A 20609-nucleotide genomic window follows, 5' to 3' on the forward strand; every position below is an offset into this window, starting at 1 on the left:
CCTCCAGCGGAAGCGTGACGGGGAGGTCGTTGAAACGGAGATGGTCTTGGTCCTCTCGGTCTTCCGGCGTCATATGGCGGTCGTAAGCGGCGGCAGGATGCCCCGGTCCGAGCTTCCGCGCCAAGCGGCGCGTGCCGGGGCCGTCAGCTTAGAGGGAGTTTGGAATGACGATGCGTGAAGGCTCGGTAAGTTATCTCCTCACGGATGGCTTTCATCGCATGGCGTATGCCGAATGGGGTCCACAGGATGCCCCGCCGGTTATCTGCGTTCACGGCCTGACCCGCCAAGGGCGTGATTTCGACCGGCTGGCTGCGGCCTTGGCAACCGATTTTCGCGTCATCTGTCCCGATTTGCCTGGCCGCGGCCATTCGGGGTGGCTCAGCGACCCGCAGCTTTACCAGGTGCCAGCCTATATCACGGCGCTGTCACATCTGCTGGCGACCCTTGACCGGCCGGTGCATTGGGTCGGCACCTCGCTCGGCGGCGTCTGCGGCATGGTGCTGGCGGCGCAGCAGGACCAGCCGATCCGGCGCATGGTGCTGAACGATATCGGGCCGCATATCCCGAAGGCAGCGCTGGCGCGGATCCGCGAATACATGCGAGAGCCGCCGGTTTTCGAGGATCTCGCGGCGGTGGAAGCGCTCCTTCGTGTCATTCACGCGCCGTTCGGAATTCCCGATGACGCGGCCTGGAGGGAATTCGCCACGCATTCGGTGCGTGCGCTGCCGGACGGCAAGTTAACGCTGCATTACGATCCGGCCATCGCCCACATCATCCGGGCGCAGGAGCCGGAGGACGTCAATCTCCTGCCATTCTGGTCCAAGATCACGATTCCGATGCTCGTGCTGCGTGGCGAGACCAGTGATCTTCTTCTCGCCGAGACCTTCGCGGAGATGCAGCGCTCCGGCGCGGAAGGCGTCACTGTGGCCGATGCTGGTCACGCGCCGGCTCTGATGGATGAGCACACCATCGCCACAATCGCGGCTTTCCTGAGAAAAACACCGCCTTCGTGACGGGTTGAAGGAAAGGAAGATGCTTTCTCTGCATAGCGGAGGCACAGCCTATCGCAGAGATTTCTCTTGCGCCCAGGGGGTATGGCCCGCATAACCCGCCGCCTTGGCCCCAGGGGACTTGTCACGAGGACAATGTCCAACAGGCCGTCTACTGGTTGAGGGAGCATGCGAATGAACGCACTTGCCCGACTGGGGATGGTCTCGGATTTCCCGAGCGATAACCAGACGACGATCATCTGCGACGACGCCGAGGCGCCGAAGCAGAAGGACTATTGGATCGAGCGGGATGGCCAGAGATTTGCTGGCATGCATCTGCTTGTCGATCTCTGGGGGGCGCAAAACCTCTCGGAGCCCGAACATATCGATCGCGCGCTGCGTGATGCGGCGTTGATCGCTGGCGCGACGATTCTCCATTCGCACTTCCACCACTTCACGCCGAATGGTGGCGTGTCGGGTGTTGTCGTGCTGGCGGAGAGCCATATCTCGATCCACACCTGGCCCGAGAACGGCTTTGCCGCGATCGACATCTTCATGTGCGGTGACTGCGATCCGCGCAAGTCGATCCCCGTGCTTCAGGCAGCCTTCATGCCGGAGCAGACCGTGCTTGGCGAGCAGCGTCGCGGCATCGCCGCACCTTAGACGCTCCGCCGTTCCCGTCACCAACTCTTCATGCGACCCGCGCCTGGCACCCGTGCCATGCGCGGCTTTGTCGCACGCAGGGAGTTTGCTCCATGGCAACTGATAGCTGGTTGAACGAGACGCTGTATCCGGATTGGGGCCAGCGCTTTCGCGTCAAGCGCGAACTCGCCCGTGTGCAAAGCGAGTTCCAGGACATCGCGATCTTCGAGAGCGAGAGTCACGGCCGCGTCATGGTGCTGGACGGCATCATCCAGATCACCGAGGGCGACGAGTTCGTCTATCAGGAAATGCTGACGCATGTGCCGCTGCTGGCTCATGGCGAAGCCAATCGCGTGCTCATCATCGGGGCGGGTGACGGCGGCGTGCTGCGCCGCGTGCTGCAACACCGCAACGTCACGCAGGCGGTCATGTGCGAGATCGATGGCGAAGTCATCCGTCTCGCGAAGGAGTTTCTGCCGAAGATCGCCGGCGAAGCCTGGAGCGATCCGCGCGCGAACGTCATCGTCGGCGACGGGATCGATTATGTGCGCCGTGCCGCGGCGGGGAGTTTCGATGCGATCATTGTCGATTCGACCGATCCCATCGGCGTCGGCGAAGTTCTCTTCACCGACGAGTTCTACGAGAATAGCGCGCGTATCCTGAGCAGCCGCGGCATCATCGTCAATCAATGCGGTGTGCCCTTCATGCAGGCCGACGAGCTGCGTGACACCAGCGCGCGCCGCCGCCGCTTCTTCCCACATGTCGGCGCTTATGTCGCAGCGGTGCCAACCTATGTCGGTGGCTTTATGACTCTCGGCTGGGCGTCGAAGGACGCGGCGATCAGCACGGCGCATACCGTGACGATACGCTCTCGGGCGGAAGCGGCGGGTATTCTGGGCACGACGCGCTATTGGACGCCGGAAATCCATGTCGGCAGCTTCAACCTGCCGCCCTATATCGCCGAGGCGCTCGACTGACGACGAGGCGTGCGCGTGATGATCTAAGCTGGGCCGCGCCATAAGTATTCGTCATGGCATGCGCAGGCATGCCATCCACGCCTTGCCTTCGTCGCGCAGTCAAAGGTGTGGATGCTCGGCCTCCGCCGAGCATGACGTGTCGGAATGAGCGCGATGCAAACTAGATACGGGCTTCCCTAAGACCGCACCGCGCCGTTCGAGCAGGCGCGTTCCCAGAGGGTCGGAAAGCTCGGGTCCTGGAATTCCAGCGATATCATGCTGGGTGAACCTAGAACGGCGACATAGCGCTCCGCGCCATCGGGATCGACTTTGGGATCGGTCGTTCCGCAGACGCTTACGACGTGACCAACGCTGACGCTGATGAACCTGTCGCCAAAGCTGTCATAGGACGGGTTACCGAGCGCTTGGCGCAGCGCTTCCTCGCCTTCCCGCCAATCCGCCGCCTCAGCCGGATCCGCAGCAGTCGCGGAAATCGTGGGCGGCGTGTCGAACTGAAGCGGCGTGAAGGCGGCATGAACCGACATGATGCTGAGGCCGACGCCGGCCACGCAGACGGCCCCCGCTACTAACGGGGGTAGGCGCCGCCTGCGGCTACGCGGCCGAGCCTTCGATGCGCGCGCCTCGGCTATGCGGCGTGGCGGTCTGGGCTCAGAGCAGAGAACCTTCAAGCCACAGCCATGGCACTCAGCGGCGCGGGGACTGAGGAGCGTCATACAAAGGACGCAAGCAGTTGAAGGCATATCGAATTTGCCTCTAAAATGAGCCTTTACGCTAAAATATCTCATCACTTGAATAGCGCCCTCGGCTCTTCGAGGGAAGAGACAAGCGTAGTTTTTCACAAATTTGTTAAGTCATTAAAAACAAACAGTGTCTAAAGACGAAGGACAGCGCCTGCCAGATAAAGGCTTCCGCATATTACCACGCGCCCGGCGGGCCCACCGAGCGCCGCGAGCTGTGTAAGTGCTTCGGTGACTGTCCCGCCAGGTCGAGCGACTCCATCGGAGGCGAGAACAACGTCCTCCACTGCCAGCGCGAGATGCTGACCAGGCTCCGCAACGGCCCAAACGCTGGCGGCCATAGGCAGAAGGGGGCGAAGGAACTCGGCCGCGTCTTTGCCTTGCTTCATGCCGATTACGAGGTGCAGCGGCTTGTCAGTCCAAGCCGCGACATGGGCGGCGAGAGCCAGGCCGCCGCCGGGGTTATGGGCGCCATCGAGCCACAGTTCCCAGTCGCGCGGCAGCAGGGCGGAGAGCGGCGGTCCCAAACGCTGCAAGCGGCCCGGCCATTCCGCTGTAGACAGGCCGCGGCCAAACGCCGCCTCTGGAAAACCCAATCCACTCGCCCGAAGCGCCGCTATCGCGATCCCGGCATTTTCAACCTGAAAGCCGCCAGCCAGAGAAGGTGGCGGCAGAGCCAAACGGCCAGCCTGATCCTCATAGATCAGGCCATCTCCCTTTGGCCCGATGCGCCAGTCTCGGCCATGGGCGAGGAGAGGTGCGCCGACCGATCGCGCCCGTTCCTCGAGAACCCGCAGAACCTCGGCGGGTTGAGCGCCGACGGCCACGGGAACGCCCGGCTTCATGATGCCTGCCTTCTCGGCGGCGATGCCCGTGAGTTCATCGCCCAGGAACTCGCGATGGTCGATCGAGATGGCGGTGATCGCGCAAACCCTTGGCCGCTCGATCACATTGGTCGCATCGCCGCGTCCCCCGAGCCCGACTTCCAATATGCAGAGATCGGCGGGGTCTCCGGCGAAAAGCAGGAAGGCGGCGGCGGTGATGACCTCGAAAACGGTGATCGGCGCACCGGTATTGGCCCGTTCTACCGCCTCTAGCGCATCGGCAAGGGCGGCGTGGCTTACCAACCCGTTTGACAAGCGGATCCGCTCGTTGAAGTCGATGAGATGCGGCGAGGTATAGACTTGCACGCGTAGCCCCGCCGCCTCACCGATGGCGCGGGCAAAGGCGCAGGTGCTGCCTTTGCCGTTGGTGCCCGCGACATGCAGCACCGGCGCCAGCCGCCGCTCCGGATTGCCCAGCCGATCGAGCAAGACGCGCAAGCGGTCGAGGCTGAGATCGATCGCGCGGGGAAAGAGTGCGAGCAGCCGCTCCAGCACGTCATCCACGCGCGGATCCAGGCTGTGCTCCCTCAAATGCGTCTCCGGCTTAGGCTGGCGCGTGAAGGTACGTCGTTACGCGGCCTCGGCGAGCTGGACTTCCTCGCGCAGCAACAGACCGGTCACACGGATCAAGGTTTCCCGCAATTCCAGCCGGTTGACGATCATGTCTACGATGCCGTGTTCGTAGAGATACTCCGAGCGCTGGAAACCCTCGGGCAGTTTCTCACGCACGGTCTGCTCGATGACCCGCGCGCCGGCGAAGCCGATCAGAGCGCCGGGCTCCGCGATCTGGATGTCGCCCAGCATGGAGAAGCTCGCCGTCACGCCGCCCGTCGTGGGATCGGTCAGCACCACGATGAAGGGCAAGCCAACTTCTTTGACCATCTGCGTGGCGATCGTGGTGCGCGGCATCTGCATCAGGCTGATCGCGCCCTCCTGCATCCGCGCGCCGCCCGAGGCGGTGTAGATAATAAGTGGCGCGCGCTGGAGCACGGCGAGTCGCGCCGCCGCCACGATGCCCTCGCCGACGGCCGCACCCATCGAGCCCGCCATGAACTCGAAGGCCATCGACCCGATCACTGCCTTGCGCCCACCGAGCAAGCCATGCCCGACAAGCAACGCGTCCTCCAGCTTGGTCTTGTCGCGGGCTTCCTTGAGGCGGTCGCTGTAGCGTTTCTGGTCGCGGAAACGCAGCGGGTCCTGCGGCACCTTTGGAGTGTCGATGATGGTGAAGGCGCCATCGTCGAAGGTCCAGACGAGGCGGTCCCGCGCGGTGGCCCGCAGGTGATGGCCGCAATGCGGGCACACCTTCAGGTTCGCATCCAGGTCACGCTGGAAGATCATCTGCTGGCAAGCGGGGCATTGGTGCCACAGATTCTCGGGCACATCCTTGCGGCCGAGCAGGGTGCGGATCTTGGGGCGAACGAATTCGGTGAGCCAACTCATCTAGGGTCTCCTCGGCGGCATGCGGCGCTGCGGCGCCAGCTCATGCCAAAGGGTTCAGGCGGCTACCCGCGTGGCGCGGACAGCATTGGCCAGGGTGCGCACCTGATCCAGGACGCGCTCCGCTGTGCCAGGCCGGGCGTGGCCGTCCTCGTCAAGATCCTTCGCGAGCGTCTCGATCAGGGCGGAGGCGACCACGGCCGCATCGGCGATGCCAGTCGCCTCGGCGGCCTGGGCGGGGCTCCGAATCCCGAAACCGATGGCGATCGGCAAGTCCGTCGCGCGGCGCAGGCGGGCGATGCCGGCCGAGAGGTCCGCGCCGGTGGCGCTGCGGGTGCCGGTAATGCCGGTGATGCTCACGTAATAGATGAAGCCTGAGGCACCACTGAGCACCAGAGGCAGCCGCGCCTCGTCCGTGGTCGGCGCGACCAGCCGGATGATGTCGAGCCCATGGTTGAGGGCATAGGGCGCGAGCAGATCCGACTCCTCAGGCGGCAGGTCGACGGCGATCAGTCCGTCCACCCCGGCCGCCGCCGCGTCCGCGCAAAAGCGTTCCGCGCCATAGGCCACGATGGGGTTGAGATATCCCATCAGGATCACCGGCGTCGTGTCATCCCGCTCGCGAAACACACGCACCATGGCGAGCGTGCCAAGTAACGTCGCGCCAGCCTTGAGCCCGCGCTGTCCGGCGCGCTGGATCGTCGGGCCATCGGCCATCGGATCCGTGAAGGGCATGCCGATCTCGATGAGATCCGCGCCCGCCTCCGACATGCCGTGCAGGATAGCGGTGCTGGTGGCGAGGTCCGGATCATAGGCTTCGAGAAAGGGAATAAGCGCGCCGCGCCCCTCCCGCTTGAGTGCCGCGAAGCGGGTGGCAATGCGGCTCACAAGGTCACTCCGCTATGGGCCGCCACGGTGAAGATGTCCTTGTCGCCACGTCCGCTCAGATTGACCAGGATGATCTCGCTTGGCTTCATCTCGGGCGCGATCTTCGCCACATGCGCCAGCGCATGGGCGGATTCCAGGGCCGGGATGATCCCCTCCTTGACGGTGCAGAGGTGGAAAGCTTCCAGCGCCTCATCGTCGGTCACCGGCACGTATGACACGCGGCCGCTGTCGAAGAGCCAGGAATGTTCCGGCCCGACGCCGGGATAGTCGAGGCCGGCACTGATCGAATGCGCCTCCTGGATCTGCCCATCCGCGTCTTGCAGCAGATACGTCATGTTGCCGTGGAGCACGCCGGGCTTGCCGCGTGCCATGCTCGCCGCGTGCTTGTCGGTATCGATGCCATGGCCCGCAGCCTCGACGCCGATGAGACGGACGGAGGGCTCGTCAAGGAACGGATGAAACAGGCCGATGGCATTGGAGCCGCCGCCCACCGCGGCGATCGCCACATCTGGCAGCCGCCCCTCGGCCTCCTGCATCTGCGCTCGCGCCTCGTTGCCGATCACGCATTGGAAGTCCCGGACCATCTGCGGATAGGGATGCGGCCCGGCAGCGGTGCCGATCAGATAATAAGTGTCGTGAACATTGGCGACCCAGTCGCGCAGCGCCTCGTTCATGGCATCCTTCAGCGTCGCTGAACCGGATTCCACGGCTTTCACCTCGGCGCCGAGCAGCTTCATGCGAAAGACATTGGGCTTCTGCCGCTCCACGTCCACAGCGCCCATATAGATGGTGCAGGGCAGGCCAAAGAGCGCGCAGACGGTCGCCGTCGCCACGCCATGCTGTCCGGCGCCAGTCTCGGCGATGATGCGCGTTTTCCCCATGCGCCGGGCGAGCAGGATCTGCCCCATACATGAGTTGATCTTATGCGCACCCGTGTGGTTCAGGTCCTCACGCTTGAGATAGACCTTCGCGCCGCCGAATTGCCTGGTCAGGCGCTCGGCGAGCCACAATGGGCTCGGTCGCCCAACATAATTCTTGAGGTAGAGGTCGAGTTCGGTTTGGAAGGACGCATCGCGCCGCGCCGCCTCGTAAGCGTGCTCGACTTGTAGCACGAGCGGCATCAGCGTTTCGGCGACGAAGCGGCCGCCGAAGAAGCCGAACCGGCCGCGATCGTCCGGCTGGTTGCGGAGGCTGTTCTGGCCCGATGGCGGGCGGAGGAATGGCTTGTTCACGTGACCCCCTGATCCAGCAGTTCTCATACCTCTTGAGGATGAGAGCCGGAAGGGCGGGCGGCGCGTGCTGCCCTCACAAAGGCGCGGATCAGCTCTGGTTCCTTAACCCCTGGTATGCGTTCGACCCCAGACGACACATCGACAGCCCGCGTTCCCGACACCGCGATGGCTTCCGCTACATTGTCAGGCGTGAGGCCGCCCGCCAGCAGCCACGGCACCGGCGGCGACCACCCGGAGAGCATCGCCCAGTCGATGGCCACTGCATTGCCGCCCGGCCGCGTGGCGCCCGGCGGCGGCTTTGCCTCGATCACCAAACCGTCGAGCCCCTCCGCAGCGGCCGAGGCGGCGGCCAGATCGGCAGAGGTGGCGACCCCTTGAGCGAGCCAGACCGGCCGCCCGAATTCGCGCCGCACGGCCCGGGCGAGCGCCGCATTGCCGTAAACTTGCAGGCCGTCGAGCGCCACGAAACCCAGCACCGCCGCGATTTCCGCGAGCGTCGGTGCTACGAAAAGGCCGATGGCGGGCGGCGGTGATGACTGGGTCGCCTTGATCGCCGCCGCCTGTTCCACCGTTACGGCGCGGGGCGAGCGAGCGAAGAAGACGAAACCGATATGGTCGGCGCGTTCCTCGGTCGCGGCGGCGAGGGCCTCGGCGCTGTTGATACCGCAGATCTTGACCCGGATCATGCCATCGACCGCCCGATGGCGATTGTGGTTTCCGCGGGAGACGGAGAATCGGTAATGGGGCGGCCGATCACCAGCCAGTCGGCGCCCGCCACCATGGCTTCACGCGGAGTGAGCGTGCGCGCCTGATCACCGCTCGCGCTGCCGGCGGGACGGATGCCGGGAACCACTAACAAGGCGGCGGCACCCAGGTTCCGGCGCAGCATCGCGACTTCCTGCGGACTGCAGACCAGCCCATCCGCGCCAGCGGCCAAAGCGAGGTGCGCGAGCCGCAAGACCTGCTCGGGAGGTGAACCTGTTACGCCGGTTTCGTGAAGGTCAGTGGCGGAAAGGCTAGTCAGCACCGTTACCGCCAGGATTTTGGGCCTCGCATCGCCGGCCGCTTCGGCTGCGCGCCGCGCCGCGCCGATCATCGCGCTGCCGCCGGATGCGTGGAGCGTCAGCATCGCCGGCCGCAACGGCAATACGGCCGAGACGCCGCCCGCCACCGTGTTCGGAATGTCATGCAGTTTGAGGTCGAGGAATATCCGCGTCGGCCCCGCGGCTTCGGCGACCGCGCGATAGCCCGCCGCGCCATGCGCCAGGAAAAACGCGAGACCGAGTTTGAGCATGCCGCAATGTGGGGCGAGAGCAGCCGCCCAGCCGCGCGCGGTCGCGAGGTCGGTCGTGTCCAACGCCGCGATGATGCGGCGGGCCGCCGCGCCGTCCATCGCTTAGCCTTCCCGCAGGGCCACTGCGCGAGGCACCGGCAGGGCAACCCGATTCTCCACCGGTGCCTGGCGCAACTCCGTTGTCGCGATCTGCGCCTGGAGGCGGGAGACCAGAGCCTCAGCGCGCCGCGCCCGCCGCCGCAGGCCAACTGTCTGCACCCAGACGATGCTGGCGCCGACAAGGAAGGCGAGGGCCATGCCGACGAGGATGGCAACCGAGAGCGGAACTTCCGCGACGTAGTCGGTCGGCCAGAAGCCAAGCGCCACGTCCTGCCTGTTCGACAGCGCGAAGAGCACGAGCACCAATACAAGGACGAGGGCGGGGATGAGACGAATCATGACACGCAGTCTACCGAGGATGGATCGCTAAGGCGATCACTCCTCGGTGCGGGTAGACCTGCGACGTTCCGGGCGGCCGCCACGATTGACGCGGCCGCGAAGTTCCTTACCGGCCTTGAAGAAGGGCACGACCTTCTCATCGACCGCGACAGCCTCGCCGGTACGGGGATTGCGGCCGGTGCGAGCGACACGCTTCTTCACCGTGAAGGCGCCGAAGCCGCGCAATTCCACGCGCTCGCCACGCGCCAGGGCCTCACTGATCTGGTCGAAGATCGTCGCGACGATGAGTTCGACGTCGCGGCCGGTGAGGTGAGGATTGGCGAGTGCCAGCTCGGCGATGAGCTCCGACTTAGTCATCCCGCTGGCATTCGCCCCCGTTGTCAGTCGATGCCGCCAAGGCAATGGCCATCAGGCGGTGAGCCATATCGGGCACACGCCACGAAACGGAAGGCTGCCAGACAGCCTCCGGAACGTCAAGCGTAAGTCTTTGAAATTGGCTGAATAGCCGAAATATTCCCGCATTATCTCAACAAAATTAGAGTGGTGGCGACCGTCTCGGAGAAGCGAGAGACGATTGCCACCCAACCAAAGGCCGGCCGGGCATTGAGGATCGTGCGGCCTAAACCGTCATTCCGCCGCGTCCCGCATCTCCTCGGCCACCGAGGACGTGTCCCAGCCGCGGTCGCGATCTGAGGTCACGGACTCCTGAAGCTCCGCCGAAAGCAGTTGGTCGAGGGTCGCCTGACTCTGCCGGCTGGCCAGGATGAAGCCATCCTCGTCGTCGCGTAACGGCATCAGCTCGTCGAATAGTCGGCGGTCCTGCCGCCGAAAGAGATTTGCCGCCCGCAGCGCCTGATTTGCCCGCAGGCCCAGCCGTTGCAGCCCGATGCGTCCCAGCGCCAAACCGCCCTCGAAAGTCTCGCGCTCGACGACATCGGCGCCGCGATCAAGCAATTCATAGGCGTGGCGGCGATCCCAGGCGCGCGCCAGGATGGTGAGCTGAGGAAAGTATTGCTTCGCCGTTTCCACCAGTTCGAGTGCCTTTTCGCGGTCGTCGATCGCGATCACCAGAAGCCGCGCCTTCTCGGCGCCGGCGGCGCGCAGCAGATCGAGCCGCGTCGCGTCGCCGTAGTGGATGCGGCGGCCAAAGCGCCGCAGCAGCTCGATCTGTGACACGCTGACATCGAGCAGCGAAGTCCGGAAACCGTTAGCGGCGATCAGGCGCCCGGCGATCTGTCCAAAGCGGCCGAAGCCCGCGATGATGACATCCGCCGTCTCGTCGAAAGCGTCCGGCACGGCGGCGGTCGAGACCTCTGCGTTCCCCTGCCCAAACCGCTCATGCAGCAGGAAGACGAGGGGCGTCAGCACCATGGAAACCGCGACCACCGCGTTGAGCATGCGGCCGAGTTCGCTCGTCAACACTCCAGCGCCGACCACGAAACCCACCAGCACGAAAGCGAATTCGCCGCCCTGGCACAATGCGACACCGACGGTGCGGGCATCGCCCCAGGGCATCCGGAAGGCGCGGGCAATGCCGGACATCGCCACCGCCTTGATCGCCATGAGACCCAGGGTCAGCGCCAGGATCAGGACAGGATGGCGCATGAGCAGCCCGAAATCGAGGCTCGCGCCGACCGTGATGAAGAACAGCCCGAGGAGCAGCCCGCGAAACGGCTCGATATCGGCTTCGAGTTCCCGCCGGAACTCATTCTCCGCCAGCATCACCCCGGCGAGGAAGGCGCCGAGCGCGGGCGACATGCCGACGAGTTGCATGAGCGCCGTGACGCCGATCACCAGCAGCAACGCGGTCGCCGTATAGATCTCGCGCAGGCGGGTCGCCGCGATGAACCGGAAGATGGGGCCGATGAGGTAGCGGCCGCCGGCAACGATCGCCAGGACCGCCGCGAGAACCGCCAGCGCATGCCACCAGCCATGTAGCCCGCCATCCGCGCCGGCAACCGCAACGACGGGCACCACCGCGAGCATCGGCAGCAGAACAAGCAACGGAATGACCGAGAGGTCCTGGAACAACAGCACGCCGAAGGCCGCTGAACCCACAGCACCGCGCCGCAGCCCCTTCTCGTCCAGCGTCTGCAGCACGATCGCGGTGGAGGACATCGCGAGAATGGCGCCGATCGCCGCCGCATGGCGCCAGTCCAGCCCGAGCGCCATAGCGGCGGCGGCGATGCAGAGCCCGATGCCGATGAGCTGCGCCGCGCCGAGACCGAAGATCGCGGCGCGCATGCTCCACAGCAACGCAGGGCGAACCTCAAGTCCAATGAGGAACAGTAGGATGACCACGCCGAATTCGGCGAAGCGCATGACATCGGCCTGGTTGCCTACGAGATGCAACGCGAACGGGCCAATCGCCGCGCCGGCGATGAGATAGCCGAGAACCGAGCCGAGGCCTGCGCGCTTGGCAATCGGCACGGCGATGACGCTCGCCAGAAGATAGACGAGGGCCTGCATCAGGACGGTGTCGGTACTCATCCCGTCAGGCCGCCGTCGCGGTGGCTGGTGCCGAGTTCGTCACCGGCAGCGCCGCGATGAGTTCCGCGAGCCGCTTGCGATAGCGCGCGGCTTGGATAGCGATACCCGCGTCGTCGATCTGGAAAGTGTCGTGAATGATGAAAGGCTCCGCCCAGGCGAGGCCACAGAGGTAAGCCGTCGCCTCCATGGGCCGGAGGAATTCCGCGATCGGAAAACGGTTGCTGCCCGATGGGGTATAAGCCTCCGGCTCGCCGCCGGTGGTGACGGCGCAAAGCAGCGTCTTGCCGTGCAGCCGCGTGCCGCTGCGGCCATAGGCGAAGCCGTGCAGCCAGACCATGTCGAGCCATTCCTTGAGGAGGGCAGGGGTCGCGTACCAATACATTGGGAATTGCAGGATGATGAGGTCGTGGTCCGCGAGCCGCTGCTGCTCCACCTCAACATCGATGGAAAAGTCGGCGTAGGATTCATAAAGGTCGTGGAAAGTCACGTCATCCGCCATATCGGCGACGGCGGCATAGAGCGCCGCGTTGACCCGCGATCTCTGAAGCGCCGGGTGGGCCAGGATGAGTAACATTCGTCGATTATGCCGCTCGAGCACTGGGCCGCCGGACGGGCCGCTGGCTGCCAACCTCGGCTTGGCAATTACCCTCTTACGGCGGCCAAACGGCCAGAATGACTTCATCTTTGGACTGCCCTCATGCCGCGCCTTTCTGTCTCGCGCGCAGTATGGCGCAGTCCGGTGGCGATGCCGATCCTTTGTTACAATGGGTCGCTGATGGTGGCGACGCCCGATCGCCGCTACAGGTAAATCAGGACGATGAACCCGCCCACGATGCCGGCGGCGACCAGGCTGGTGACGAGCATCAGGCGCTTCTCGATGAAGTCCCGCGCGGCCGTGCCAAACAGGCGGAGCAATAGCGCGACCAGGAAGAAGCGAAGGCCACGTGTAACGAAGCTTGCCGCCATGAACTGCCAGAAGCTGAACTTGGCGGCGCCTGCCGCGATCGTGACGATCTTATACGGGATCGGCGTCAGGCCCTTGATGAGGATGAGCGCCACGCCGTAGCGCGCGAACTTCGCCTGGAAGGTCTCGAAGGCATGTTCCATGTGGTAAAAGTGGATCACCGGTTGAGCGAGCCGGTTGAACAGGAAGTCACCGATCGCATAGCCCAGCGCGCCCCCGCAGACGCTGGCGACGGTGCAGATGAGCGCATAGCGCCAGACGCGATCGCGCCGCGCGAGACACATCGCGGCCAGCAATGGATCCGGCGGGATCGGGAAAAAACTCGCTTCCGCGAAGGCGACCGCGGCGAGTGCCCAGGCGGCGAGGGGATGCCCCGCCAAGGCGAGGATGCGGTCGTATAGGCGTCTCAGCATGCGTGCATTCCTGGTTCGGGCGCGCGACGCCCTGACACCGCGGGAGGACTTGCCACGCTGCGCCCGGCCGTTCAACAGATTGGAGCGACTTCCGCCCCGGGGCGGGATCGCTCATACTCGGCCGCCCCGCCGACAGCTTTCCCGTCATGAGGTTACCATGTCTTGTGCCCACTCGCGCTCCCTGGCCGCCTACGCATTTCTGGCGGGCATGCTGGGCGCTTCCTTGCTCCCTTCGTATGCCCAGGCCGCCGAACAGCCGCCGCATGCCTGGCTCTACGGCAATTGGGCTGGCGGCCTCTATCCCGCGCCGCCGGACATGACGGCCGCGGAATGCAATGCCCACCCGACCTTCATCGTGACCCAGGATGCGGTTCTGCATGCGACGCTGACGGAGCCCGGCTATGTGCAGAATCTGATCGCAAGCGTGCGCGGCACGCCGCAGGGCACCGTCTTCACCCTCGCGCCGTCAGCAGACGCGGCCGCTGCCTCGGCCAACGCGCTGCCCGGCGCGACCGCGGAGAGTGACTATGGATGCGCGGACAGCAATATCCTACGCGTCGTGAAGAGCGGCGCGACCTCGATCGCTTTCCCCGGCTGCGCCGCCTTCCCGAGCCCGCTTGTCCGCTGCCCCGCAAAGTAACACCTGGCCCCGCCAAACGGGTTCTCGCATGACACCCGGCGCCCCTCGGGTCGTCGTCATCACCGGTGGCTCCTCCGGCATCGGACGCTGCGCGGCGACGCTCTTCGCACGGCGCGGCTGGCGGGTCGGGCTGATCGCCCGTGGCGCGCTGGGCCTCGCCGCCGCGGCGGCTGAGGTCACCGCCGCCGGTGGCGTGGCGGCCACCGCCGTCGCGGATGTCACCGACAGCGCCGCCCTCGGCAACGCCGCGGACGATCTTGCGGCGACCCTCGGGCCGATCGACGCCTGGGTGAATTGCGCCGGCAACGGCGTCTATGGCCGCTTCCTCGACGTGCCGGAAGATCAGTTTCGCCAGGTGACCGAGGTGACCTATCTCGGCGCGGTCAATGGCACGCGGATCGCGTTGCTCGCCATGCAGCCGCGCAATCGCGGCACCATCGTCAATGTCTGTTCGGGCGTCGCCTTTCACGGCCTGCCGCTGATGACGTCCTATTCCGGCGCCAAGGCCGCGCTGCGCGGCTTCGCCCAGGCGCTGCGGGTCGAGCTCGCGATCGAGCACAGCCGCATCCGGCTCAGCGCGGTCTTCCCGCCGGCGATCAACACGCCGTTCTTCAGCCATGCTGCGAGCCATATGGGCTGGCCGGCGAGACCGGTGCCACCGGTCTATCAGCCGGAAGTCGCGGCCGAGGGGGTCTATCTCGCCGCCACCACTGGCCGCGCCGAGGTCATCGTGAGCGGCACCATGTCGCTGTTTTCGCTACTGACCCGTGCGGCGCCGGTCTGGACCGGGTTCATCGTGCGGCGCCTCGGGATCGAGGGAAATCTCACGCGCGATCCGGCGGCTCTGCGGTTGCAGGAGTGCACATTGTTCGCGCCCTCGGTGATCCCAGGCGGCATGCACGGCCCCTTCGGCCACCGGGCGCGCCGCTGGAGCATGCAGATGGCGCTGCAGAAGCTGCGCGCCCGGATCGTGTCCTAGGTTCCTATCAACCTCTCCGTTGCCGCAACCACCCTTGCCATCAGCGCCGCATCGCGCGTGACCGGGTTCGCCGCCGCGGCCTTGCTGCGCTTGAGGTAAAGCCCGGTCTTGCCCTCCAATTCGGGAGCGATGCAGGCGAAGAGAGGCGTCTCGGCACCTTTCTCCTCGGTAAGCGCGAAATTGCCGAGCAAGCGCCAAGCGAGGCCAGTCACGCCACGCTCCCGCACCAGCCCCGTCGCGACCAGACCGGGATGCACGACATTGACGGAGATACCGCTGCCTTTCAGGCGCTGCGCGGTATCCAGACTCACCATCAGCAACGCGATCTTGGATTGGCGATAGGCGCGGACCCGGTTCCATCCCCGCGTCAATTCGAGGTTGTCCGGATCGATCACACCGCGATCTGCCGTCGAGGAGCCGACATTGACGACGCGCGCCGCGCCTGATGTCCGCAGCACCGGCAGCAACGCCTCAGTCAGCACGAAGGGCGAGAGGTGGTTCGTCGCGAGGACCCGTTCATGCCCCTCGGCCGTGACTTGCCGCGTCCCGAGAAAGGCGCCCGCGTTGTTGACCAGGCAATCGAGGGGCCGGCCCTCCGCCAGCACCTCCTCGGCAAAGGCGCGCGTGGCGGCGAGGGAGGATAGGTCGATGAGGCGAAGCCGGGTCTCGCTGCCGGGGGCGCGGGCGGTAACCCATTTCTGCGCCGCCTCGCCTCGCGCGGAGTCACGCCCAACCAGCGTTACCCGGTAGCCGGCCTGGGCGAGGCCGCCCGCGATCCAGCGGCCGATGCCGCTGGTCGCACCGGTCACGATGGCGGTTTTCATCGGTTTCGCCGCTCGGCGGGGTCGGGCATCGGATGCTCCTCGGCCGTCATCCGGCCGTCCCGTGAGTTTAGAGCGGCGACCTCATCAACCGCCAGGGTCCGCGCTCACGCCGCGCGGAAGAGGGGCGAACCCCAGGGATTCTGTGTCGCGCCACCATCGACGACGATCTCGCTGCCCTGGATGTAGAGGGACTCATCCGAGGCCAGGAACAGCGCCGCCTGCGCCAGCTCCGTCGCTTCGCCCATGCGGGCAAGCGGGATACCGGCCGACATGCGCGCATCGAGCGCGGCCATCGCGGCCTCGCTGCCGGCACGACTGTCCCAGATCGGGGTCCGCGTCGCGCCTGGCGTCACCTGGTTCACACGGATGCGGCGGGGCGACAGTTCGGAGGCGAGGTTCCGCGTCATCGCCCGCACCCCGGCTTTCGAGGCGGCATAGGCCGAGGAGCCTGGAATGCCGAGCACCGCATGCACCGAGCCGTTGAGGATGATCGAACCGCCATCCCGGAAATGCGGCAGCGCGGCCTGGATGGTGAAGAAGACGCCGGTGAGGTTGATCCGGATGATCTCCTCAAAGGCTGCGAGAGTCGTCTGGCCGAGCGGCGTGGCGCCGGGAATGCCGGCATTGGCAAAGAGGATGTCGAGCCCGCCGAGGCGCTCCGCGGCTTGATTGATGGCGCTCTCCGTCGCCGCGACATCCCCGACATCGGCGCGCACGGCAAAGGCGTTGGACCCGAGTTCGGCGGCCACCTCATCGAGCGTCTTCTGGTTGCGGCCGGTAATGGCGACCCGCGCACCCTCGGCGATGAAGAGCCGGGCGGTCGCGAGCCCGATGCCGCTATTGCCGCCGGTAATCAGGGCCGTCTTGTTCGTGAGCCGCATGGGATCCTCCTTTGGATTGCGTGCAACCTGGATTATGACCATAATCCAGGTTGGTCAATCAGCGGCGCTATCGAGGTTTTGCATATGGGTCATTCAAGGGCACAGAAGGCCGCGACGCATGATCGCCTGGTCTCGATCGCGGCGCGCCGTTTTCGCGAGCAGGGGCTGGAGGGATTAAGCGTCGCCGACCTCATGAATGAGGCCGAACTGACGGTCGGCGGCTTCTACAAACACTTCGACAGCCGCGAGGCGCTGGTGCGGGAAGCAATGGGCGTCGCGATGGCGGAGAGCGAGGCGCGCGTCGAGGCACGGGAGAGCCTGGCCGAGGGGATCGACGCCTACCTGAGCCCGGGGCATCGGGACAATCCGGGCGATGGCTGCCCGATTGCCGCATTGTCCTGCGATGTTGGCCGCGCCGTTGCCGAAACGCGCACGCTGTTCACCGAACGGATCGAGCGACGTCTGCGGTCACTCGAGATAGGCGTCACGGCGCCGGAGGGCATGGCGAAGCGCGATGGCGCGATTGTCACCCTGAGCACATTGGTCGGTGCCCTCACCCTGGCGCGCGCGGTTTCCGATGATGGGCTGTCAGAGGAGATCCTCGAAACCGCGAGGGTATTCCTGCGCGAAACCTTCGCCGCGGATCAGGGCTAAGGCGTCACGATCAGGTGTTGAACCGCGACCCAATGCTCCGTCATGGCACCGAAGGCGGGGCGGCCCCCGCGCGCCATCCACGCCTTGCCTTTGTCACGCGAGCGAGGGCGTGGATGTTCGGCCTTCGCCGAGCATGACATGGTGGCTTAAGCGTGCGTGGTGGAACGAGGACGGCTCAAACCAAAGACAGCTTGCCCAAGATCAAACGTAAGGCGGTTTGGTCATCCCGGCCGGGGAGAGCGTGAAGATCTCGCAGCCGGTCTCCGTCACGCCGATCATATGTTCGAACTGCGCCGAGAGGCTGCGGTCGCGGGTCACGGCAGTCCAGCCGTCGTCGAGGATCTTCACCTCGTGTCGGCCGGCATTGACCATGGGCTCGATGGTGAAGACCATGCCCGACCGAAGCGTCAGCCCTTCATGGGGGCGGCCATAATGCAGCACGTTTGGCGGCTCGTGGAAGCGGCGGCCGATGCCGTGGCCGCAGAAATCACGCACCACGCTAAGGCGCTGCGGCTCGACATAGCTCTGAATCGCGTGGCCGATGTCGCCCAGCGTGGCGCCCGGCTTTACGGCGCGAACACCCCGCATCATCGCCTCATAGGTCACGTCGATGAGCCGCTTCGCCCGCGTGCTCGCCGAGCCCGCGATGTACATGCGGCTGGTGTCGCCGTAATAGCCGTCGAGGATCGCGGTGATGTCGATATTGAGGATATCGCCATCCTCCAGCCGCCGCTCGCCCGGTATGCCGTGGCAGACGACATGGTTGATCGAGGTGCAGATCGATTTCGGATAGCCGCGATAGTTCAGCGTCGCAGGGACGGCTTCGCGCTCCACCATGAAGTCGTGGCAGAGCGTGTTCAGGGCTTCAGTCGTAACGCCGGGAACGACATGTTCGGCGATCATGTCCAGCGCCTCGGCGGCCAGCCGCCCGGCCAGCCGCATGCCGGCGAAAGCCTCGGGGCTGTAGAGAGTGATGCGCCGTGAGTCCGTCTCGCCGTCCATAGTCCGATTCTCCGTCTCCGCTCCGTCAGGCGGTCTCCCAAAATGCGCGGCGGCTGGCCGACACACAAGTGCGTTGACGCGGGGCGGCGTCGCGTCCCGTGTTTGCGGGGCGGGGTCTTGAAATTGGCGGTGCCGCTGAACCGCGATCCCAAAATATCCGCCGTGGCACGCGAAGGCGTGCGGGCCACCTCGTGCCATCCGCGCCTTGCCTTCGAGGAACGAGGAAGGCGTGGATGCCCGGCCTTCGCCGAGCATGACGTGATGGAGTGGGCACCTGCACCCAGAGATATCCTTAGCTCCCATCTTTCAACAATCGCGAAGTGCGACTCGGCATGCCGGTTGCTCCGTGGCCCCGGCTCTGGCAGACAGCCCCCATGCACCGCCGCCGGATTCTTACCCTGCTCTCAGCCGCAGGCGCGGCCTCCCTGGTAGGCATTTCGCGCGCCGACGCGGCTGGAGCGTTTCAGGATTATCTCGTCTCAGTCGATCGCCAGGCGATGGCCGCCGGGATCAGCTACGCGACCCGGCGCGCGACACTTTACGGGCTGCAACCTAACGAGAAGTGCATAGAGCTCATCAACAGGCAGCCGGAATTCACCCAGACCTGGGCGCAATATGCGGCGGCGCGGCTTTCCGCGACGCGCGTGGCCAACGGGCGGCAGAATTACGCGGCGGCGAGCGGCTTGCTTGCCGCGATTCGCGGCCGTTTCAATGTCGATCCGGGCGTCATCATGGGCATCTGGGGACTCGAGACGAATTACGGCCAGAACACCGGCGGTTTCTCGGTGGTGCAGGCGCTGGCGACACTCGGCTGGGCCAGCCATCGTGGCGCCTATTTCCGCTCCGAGCTGATCGCGGCCCTGCATATCCTCGACCGCGGCGCCATCTCGCCGCAGGGCATGACCGGCAGCTACGCGGGTGCGATGGGCCAGCCGCAATTCATGCCGAGCGTCTATCTGAAGCTCGCGGTGGACTACGAAGGGCAGGGGCGTCCGAATATCTGGACGAGCACGCCCGACAGCCTCGCCTCGATCGCCAATTATCTGAGGAAATCGGGCTGGCATGCCGGCGAGCCCTGGGGCGAGCAGGTGGTGCTCGGTCCGAATATCCAGCCGGCCGGCATCGATCCCGATCAGGCGCAGCCGCTCGGCTCGTGGCTCAGCATGGGGGTCCGCCGCTTGCCACGTGCGCCGGCGGCTTATGCGTCGCTCCCCGCGCGCCTCATTCTGCCGGATGGCGTCGGCGGCGACAGCTACCTGGTCTATCCCAACTTCAAGGTCATCCGCCGGTATAACCCCTCCGATTTCTACGCCCTATCGGTCGGCCTGCTGGGCGACATCGTTACGTGATGAAAGCGGGCGCCGCGCTGGCGCTGCTGCTCGGGATGATCGGCTGCGCGCATCAGCCGTCGGTCGAGGCACCAGGTCCAAGCTACGTCATCGGCCAGGGCTACGAGGCACGCGGCGTGTGGCACTATCCGCGCGAGGATTTCGGCTATGACCGCACCGGCCTCGCCTCGGTCTATGGCGACGATGCGCCGGATCTAACGACCGATGGCGAGGCTTACGACCCCAATGCCATGGCCGGCGCCAGCCAGATCCTGCAGCTTCCCGTCATCGTGCAAGTGACCAACCTTCAGACCGGGCGGCAGCTTCTTCTGCGGCTCAATGACCGTGGTCCAGAGGATCCTGGCCGCATCATCGCGGTGACGCCGAAGGCCGCTCGCCTGCTCGGGATTCCGGAAGACGGCGCGGCGGAAGTCCGGGTGACGGTCCAGCAGGGACCAAGCGAGGCGCTCGCCGACCATCTTGGCGCCGGGATCAAGATCGCGGCAGCGCCCGTGGAGAGCTTCCAGGCGGCCAGCCTTGCGCCTCCGCCGGGGGTTGCCTCCGGTGGCGGCCTGTCCATCGGCGAAACCGACCAATCGAGCGGCGGTCTCCTCGCGCCGCCGCCTCCGCCGCTGAGCCTGCCGGTCACGTTGACACAAGTTCCGCCCGAGCCTGGCGGGATCTATGTCCAGAACGGTTCCTTCGGCCGCCGCTACGATGCCTCGCGCATGGCCGCGCGACTGGCGGGGCTGGGGAATGCCCAAGTGATCGTCTTCACCGGCGAGGGACGGACCCTGTACGCAGTCCAGTCAGGCCCCTATCCCGCCGTCGCGCAGGCGGACCAGGCACTCGCCGCCACGCTGCAGGCCGGCGGCGTCGACGCGACCATCACCGTGCGCTAAGCCGCGCCGCC

23 protein-coding genes are annotated in these 20609 nt (G+C 65.8%); 8 read left to right on the forward strand and 15 right to left on the reverse strand.

Translation table 11 applies throughout. From position 1 onward, the window contains the following. Positions 1-164: 164 nt before the first annotated feature. The 3 genes from GSQ92_RS03615 (at position 165) to speE (ending at position 2608) form a co-directional block, all read left to right on the forward strand. Positions 165-1013: an alpha/beta fold hydrolase gene (locus tag GSQ92_RS03615; RefSeq protein ID WP_158802077.1), complete on the forward strand. Its 849-nt coding sequence runs from the start codon at positions 165-167 to the stop codon at positions 1011-1013. A gap of 171 nt (positions 1014-1184) precedes the next feature. Beyond that, positions 1185-1652 carry an adenosylmethionine decarboxylase gene (gene speD, locus GSQ92_RS03620; RefSeq protein ID WP_158802078.1) on the forward strand — a complete coding sequence of 156 codons (468 nt, stop codon included), beginning with the start codon at positions 1185-1187 and terminating at the stop codon, positions 1650-1652. 92 nt (positions 1653-1744) lie between these two features. Further along, positions 1745-2608 (forward strand): polyamine aminopropyltransferase, encoded by an 864-nt coding sequence (speE, locus tag GSQ92_RS03625; protein ID WP_158802079.1) that lies wholly within the window; start codon positions 1745-1747, stop codon positions 2606-2608. Positions 2609-2784: 176 nt separating this feature from the next. On the opposite strand, the gene GSQ92_RS03630 is transcribed toward speE, so the two are convergent. The 12 genes from GSQ92_RS03630 to GSQ92_RS03685 form a co-directional block, all read right to left on the reverse strand. Continuing rightward, entirely contained in the window at positions 2785-3156 is a 372-nt protein-coding gene (locus GSQ92_RS03630) for a hypothetical protein (protein ID WP_158802080.1), read from the reverse strand. A 323-nt stretch (positions 3157-3479) separates the two neighbouring features. Further along, positions 3480-4760 carry a folylpolyglutamate synthase/dihydrofolate synthase family protein gene (locus GSQ92_RS03635; RefSeq protein WP_159013049.1) on the reverse strand — a complete coding sequence of 427 codons (1281 nt, stop codon included), beginning with the start codon at positions 4758-4760 and terminating at the stop codon, positions 3480-3482. A 39-nt stretch (positions 4761-4799) separates the two neighbouring features. Then, positions 4800-5672: an acetyl-CoA carboxylase, carboxyltransferase subunit beta gene (gene accD / locus GSQ92_RS03640; RefSeq protein ID WP_158802082.1), complete on the reverse strand. Its 873-nt coding sequence runs from the start codon at positions 5670-5672 to the stop codon at positions 4800-4802. A 54-nt stretch (positions 5673-5726) separates the two neighbouring features. Continuing rightward, positions 5727-6557, reverse strand: coding sequence for a tryptophan synthase subunit alpha (gene trpA, locus GSQ92_RS03645; RefSeq protein ID WP_158802083.1), 831 nt, complete (start codon positions 6555-6557; stop codon positions 5727-5729). Then, positions 6554-7789, reverse strand: a complete 1236-nt coding sequence (gene trpB, locus GSQ92_RS03650; RefSeq protein ID WP_254065527.1) for a tryptophan synthase subunit beta — start codon at positions 7787-7789, stop codon at positions 6554-6556. The genes trpA and trpB overlap by 4 nt, the downstream gene beginning before the upstream one ends. A gap of 23 nt (positions 7790-7812) precedes the next feature. After that, positions 7813-8475: a phosphoribosylanthranilate isomerase gene (locus tag GSQ92_RS03655; protein WP_158802085.1), complete on the reverse strand. Its 663-nt coding sequence runs from the start codon at positions 8473-8475 to the stop codon at positions 7813-7815. Next, positions 8472-9182 (reverse strand): orotidine-5'-phosphate decarboxylase, encoded by a 711-nt coding sequence (pyrF, locus tag GSQ92_RS03660; protein WP_158802086.1) that lies wholly within the window; start codon positions 9180-9182, stop codon positions 8472-8474. The genes GSQ92_RS03655 and pyrF overlap by 4 nt, the downstream gene beginning before the upstream one ends. A gap of 3 nt (positions 9183-9185) precedes the next feature. Beyond that, a complete protein-coding gene (locus GSQ92_RS03665) occupies positions 9186-9521 on the reverse strand; it encodes a lipopolysaccharide assembly protein LapA domain-containing protein (protein ID WP_158802087.1) in 336 nt (111 codons plus the stop codon). Between the two features lie 36 nt (positions 9522-9557). Further along, positions 9558-9878: an integration host factor subunit beta gene (gene ihfB, locus GSQ92_RS03670; RefSeq protein WP_158802088.1), complete on the reverse strand. Its 321-nt coding sequence runs from the start codon at positions 9876-9878 to the stop codon at positions 9558-9560. Between the two features lie 270 nt (positions 9879-10148). Then, entirely contained in the window at positions 10149-12011 is a 1863-nt protein-coding gene (locus GSQ92_RS03675; protein WP_158802089.1) for a monovalent cation:proton antiporter-2 (CPA2) family protein, read from the reverse strand. A 4-nt stretch (positions 12012-12015) separates the two neighbouring features. Beyond that, positions 12016-12693: an NAD(P)H-dependent oxidoreductase gene (locus GSQ92_RS03680; RefSeq protein ID WP_158802090.1), complete on the reverse strand. Its 678-nt coding sequence runs from the start codon at positions 12691-12693 to the stop codon at positions 12016-12018. Positions 12694-12809: 116 nt separating this feature from the next. Continuing rightward, on the reverse strand, positions 12810-13388 hold the full coding sequence (locus tag GSQ92_RS03685) for a YqaA family protein (RefSeq protein WP_158802091.1): 579 nt from the start codon (positions 13386-13388) through the stop codon (positions 12810-12812). 157 nt (positions 13389-13545) lie between these two features. Here GSQ92_RS03685 and GSQ92_RS03690 point away from each other — a divergent pair, with 157 nt between their 5' ends. After that, positions 13546-14028, forward strand: a complete 483-nt coding sequence (locus GSQ92_RS03690) for a hypothetical protein (RefSeq protein ID WP_158802092.1) — start codon at positions 13546-13548, stop codon at positions 14026-14028. Between the two features lie 28 nt (positions 14029-14056). After that, a complete protein-coding gene (locus tag GSQ92_RS03695; protein ID WP_158802093.1) occupies positions 14057-15007 on the forward strand; it encodes an SDR family oxidoreductase in 951 nt (316 codons plus the stop codon). On the opposite strand, the gene GSQ92_RS03700 is transcribed toward GSQ92_RS03695, so the two are convergent. Together GSQ92_RS03700 and GSQ92_RS03705 are read right to left on the reverse strand one after the other, a co-directional pair. Continuing rightward, positions 15004-15831 carry an SDR family NAD(P)-dependent oxidoreductase gene (locus GSQ92_RS03700; RefSeq protein ID WP_158802094.1) on the reverse strand — a complete coding sequence of 276 codons (828 nt, stop codon included), beginning with the start codon at positions 15829-15831 and terminating at the stop codon, positions 15004-15006. The genes GSQ92_RS03695 and GSQ92_RS03700 overlap by 4 nt on opposite strands. Before the next feature lie 104 nt (positions 15832-15935). Next, positions 15936-16712, reverse strand: a complete 777-nt coding sequence (locus GSQ92_RS03705; protein WP_158802095.1) for a glucose 1-dehydrogenase — start codon at positions 16710-16712, stop codon at positions 15936-15938. Between the two features lie 84 nt (positions 16713-16796). Here GSQ92_RS03705 and GSQ92_RS03710 point away from each other — a divergent pair, with 84 nt between their 5' ends. Continuing rightward, a complete protein-coding gene (locus GSQ92_RS03710; RefSeq protein ID WP_158802096.1) occupies positions 16797-17366 on the forward strand; it encodes a TetR/AcrR family transcriptional regulator in 570 nt (189 codons plus the stop codon). Positions 17367-17567: 201 nt separating this feature from the next. On the opposite strand, the gene map is transcribed toward GSQ92_RS03710, so the two are convergent. Next, positions 17568-18368: a type I methionyl aminopeptidase gene (map, locus tag GSQ92_RS03715; protein ID WP_158802097.1), complete on the reverse strand. Its 801-nt coding sequence runs from the start codon at positions 18366-18368 to the stop codon at positions 17568-17570. Positions 18369-18742: 374 nt separating this feature from the next. Here map and GSQ92_RS03720 point away from each other — a divergent pair, with 374 nt between their 5' ends. Further along, positions 18743-19717, forward strand: coding sequence for a lytic transglycosylase domain-containing protein (locus GSQ92_RS03720; protein ID WP_158802098.1), 975 nt, complete (start codon positions 18743-18745; stop codon positions 19715-19717). Then, a complete protein-coding gene (locus GSQ92_RS03725; RefSeq protein ID WP_254065562.1) occupies positions 19717-20598 on the forward strand; it encodes an SPOR domain-containing protein in 882 nt (293 codons plus the stop codon). Before GSQ92_RS03720 ends, GSQ92_RS03725 begins: the two co-directional genes overlap by 1 nt. Positions 20599-20609: the final 11 nt, after the last annotated feature.

The sequence above is a fragment of the Acidisoma sp. S159 genome, assembly GCF_009766125.1.
Lineage (GTDB): Bacteria > Pseudomonadota > Alphaproteobacteria > Acetobacterales > Acetobacteraceae > Acidisoma.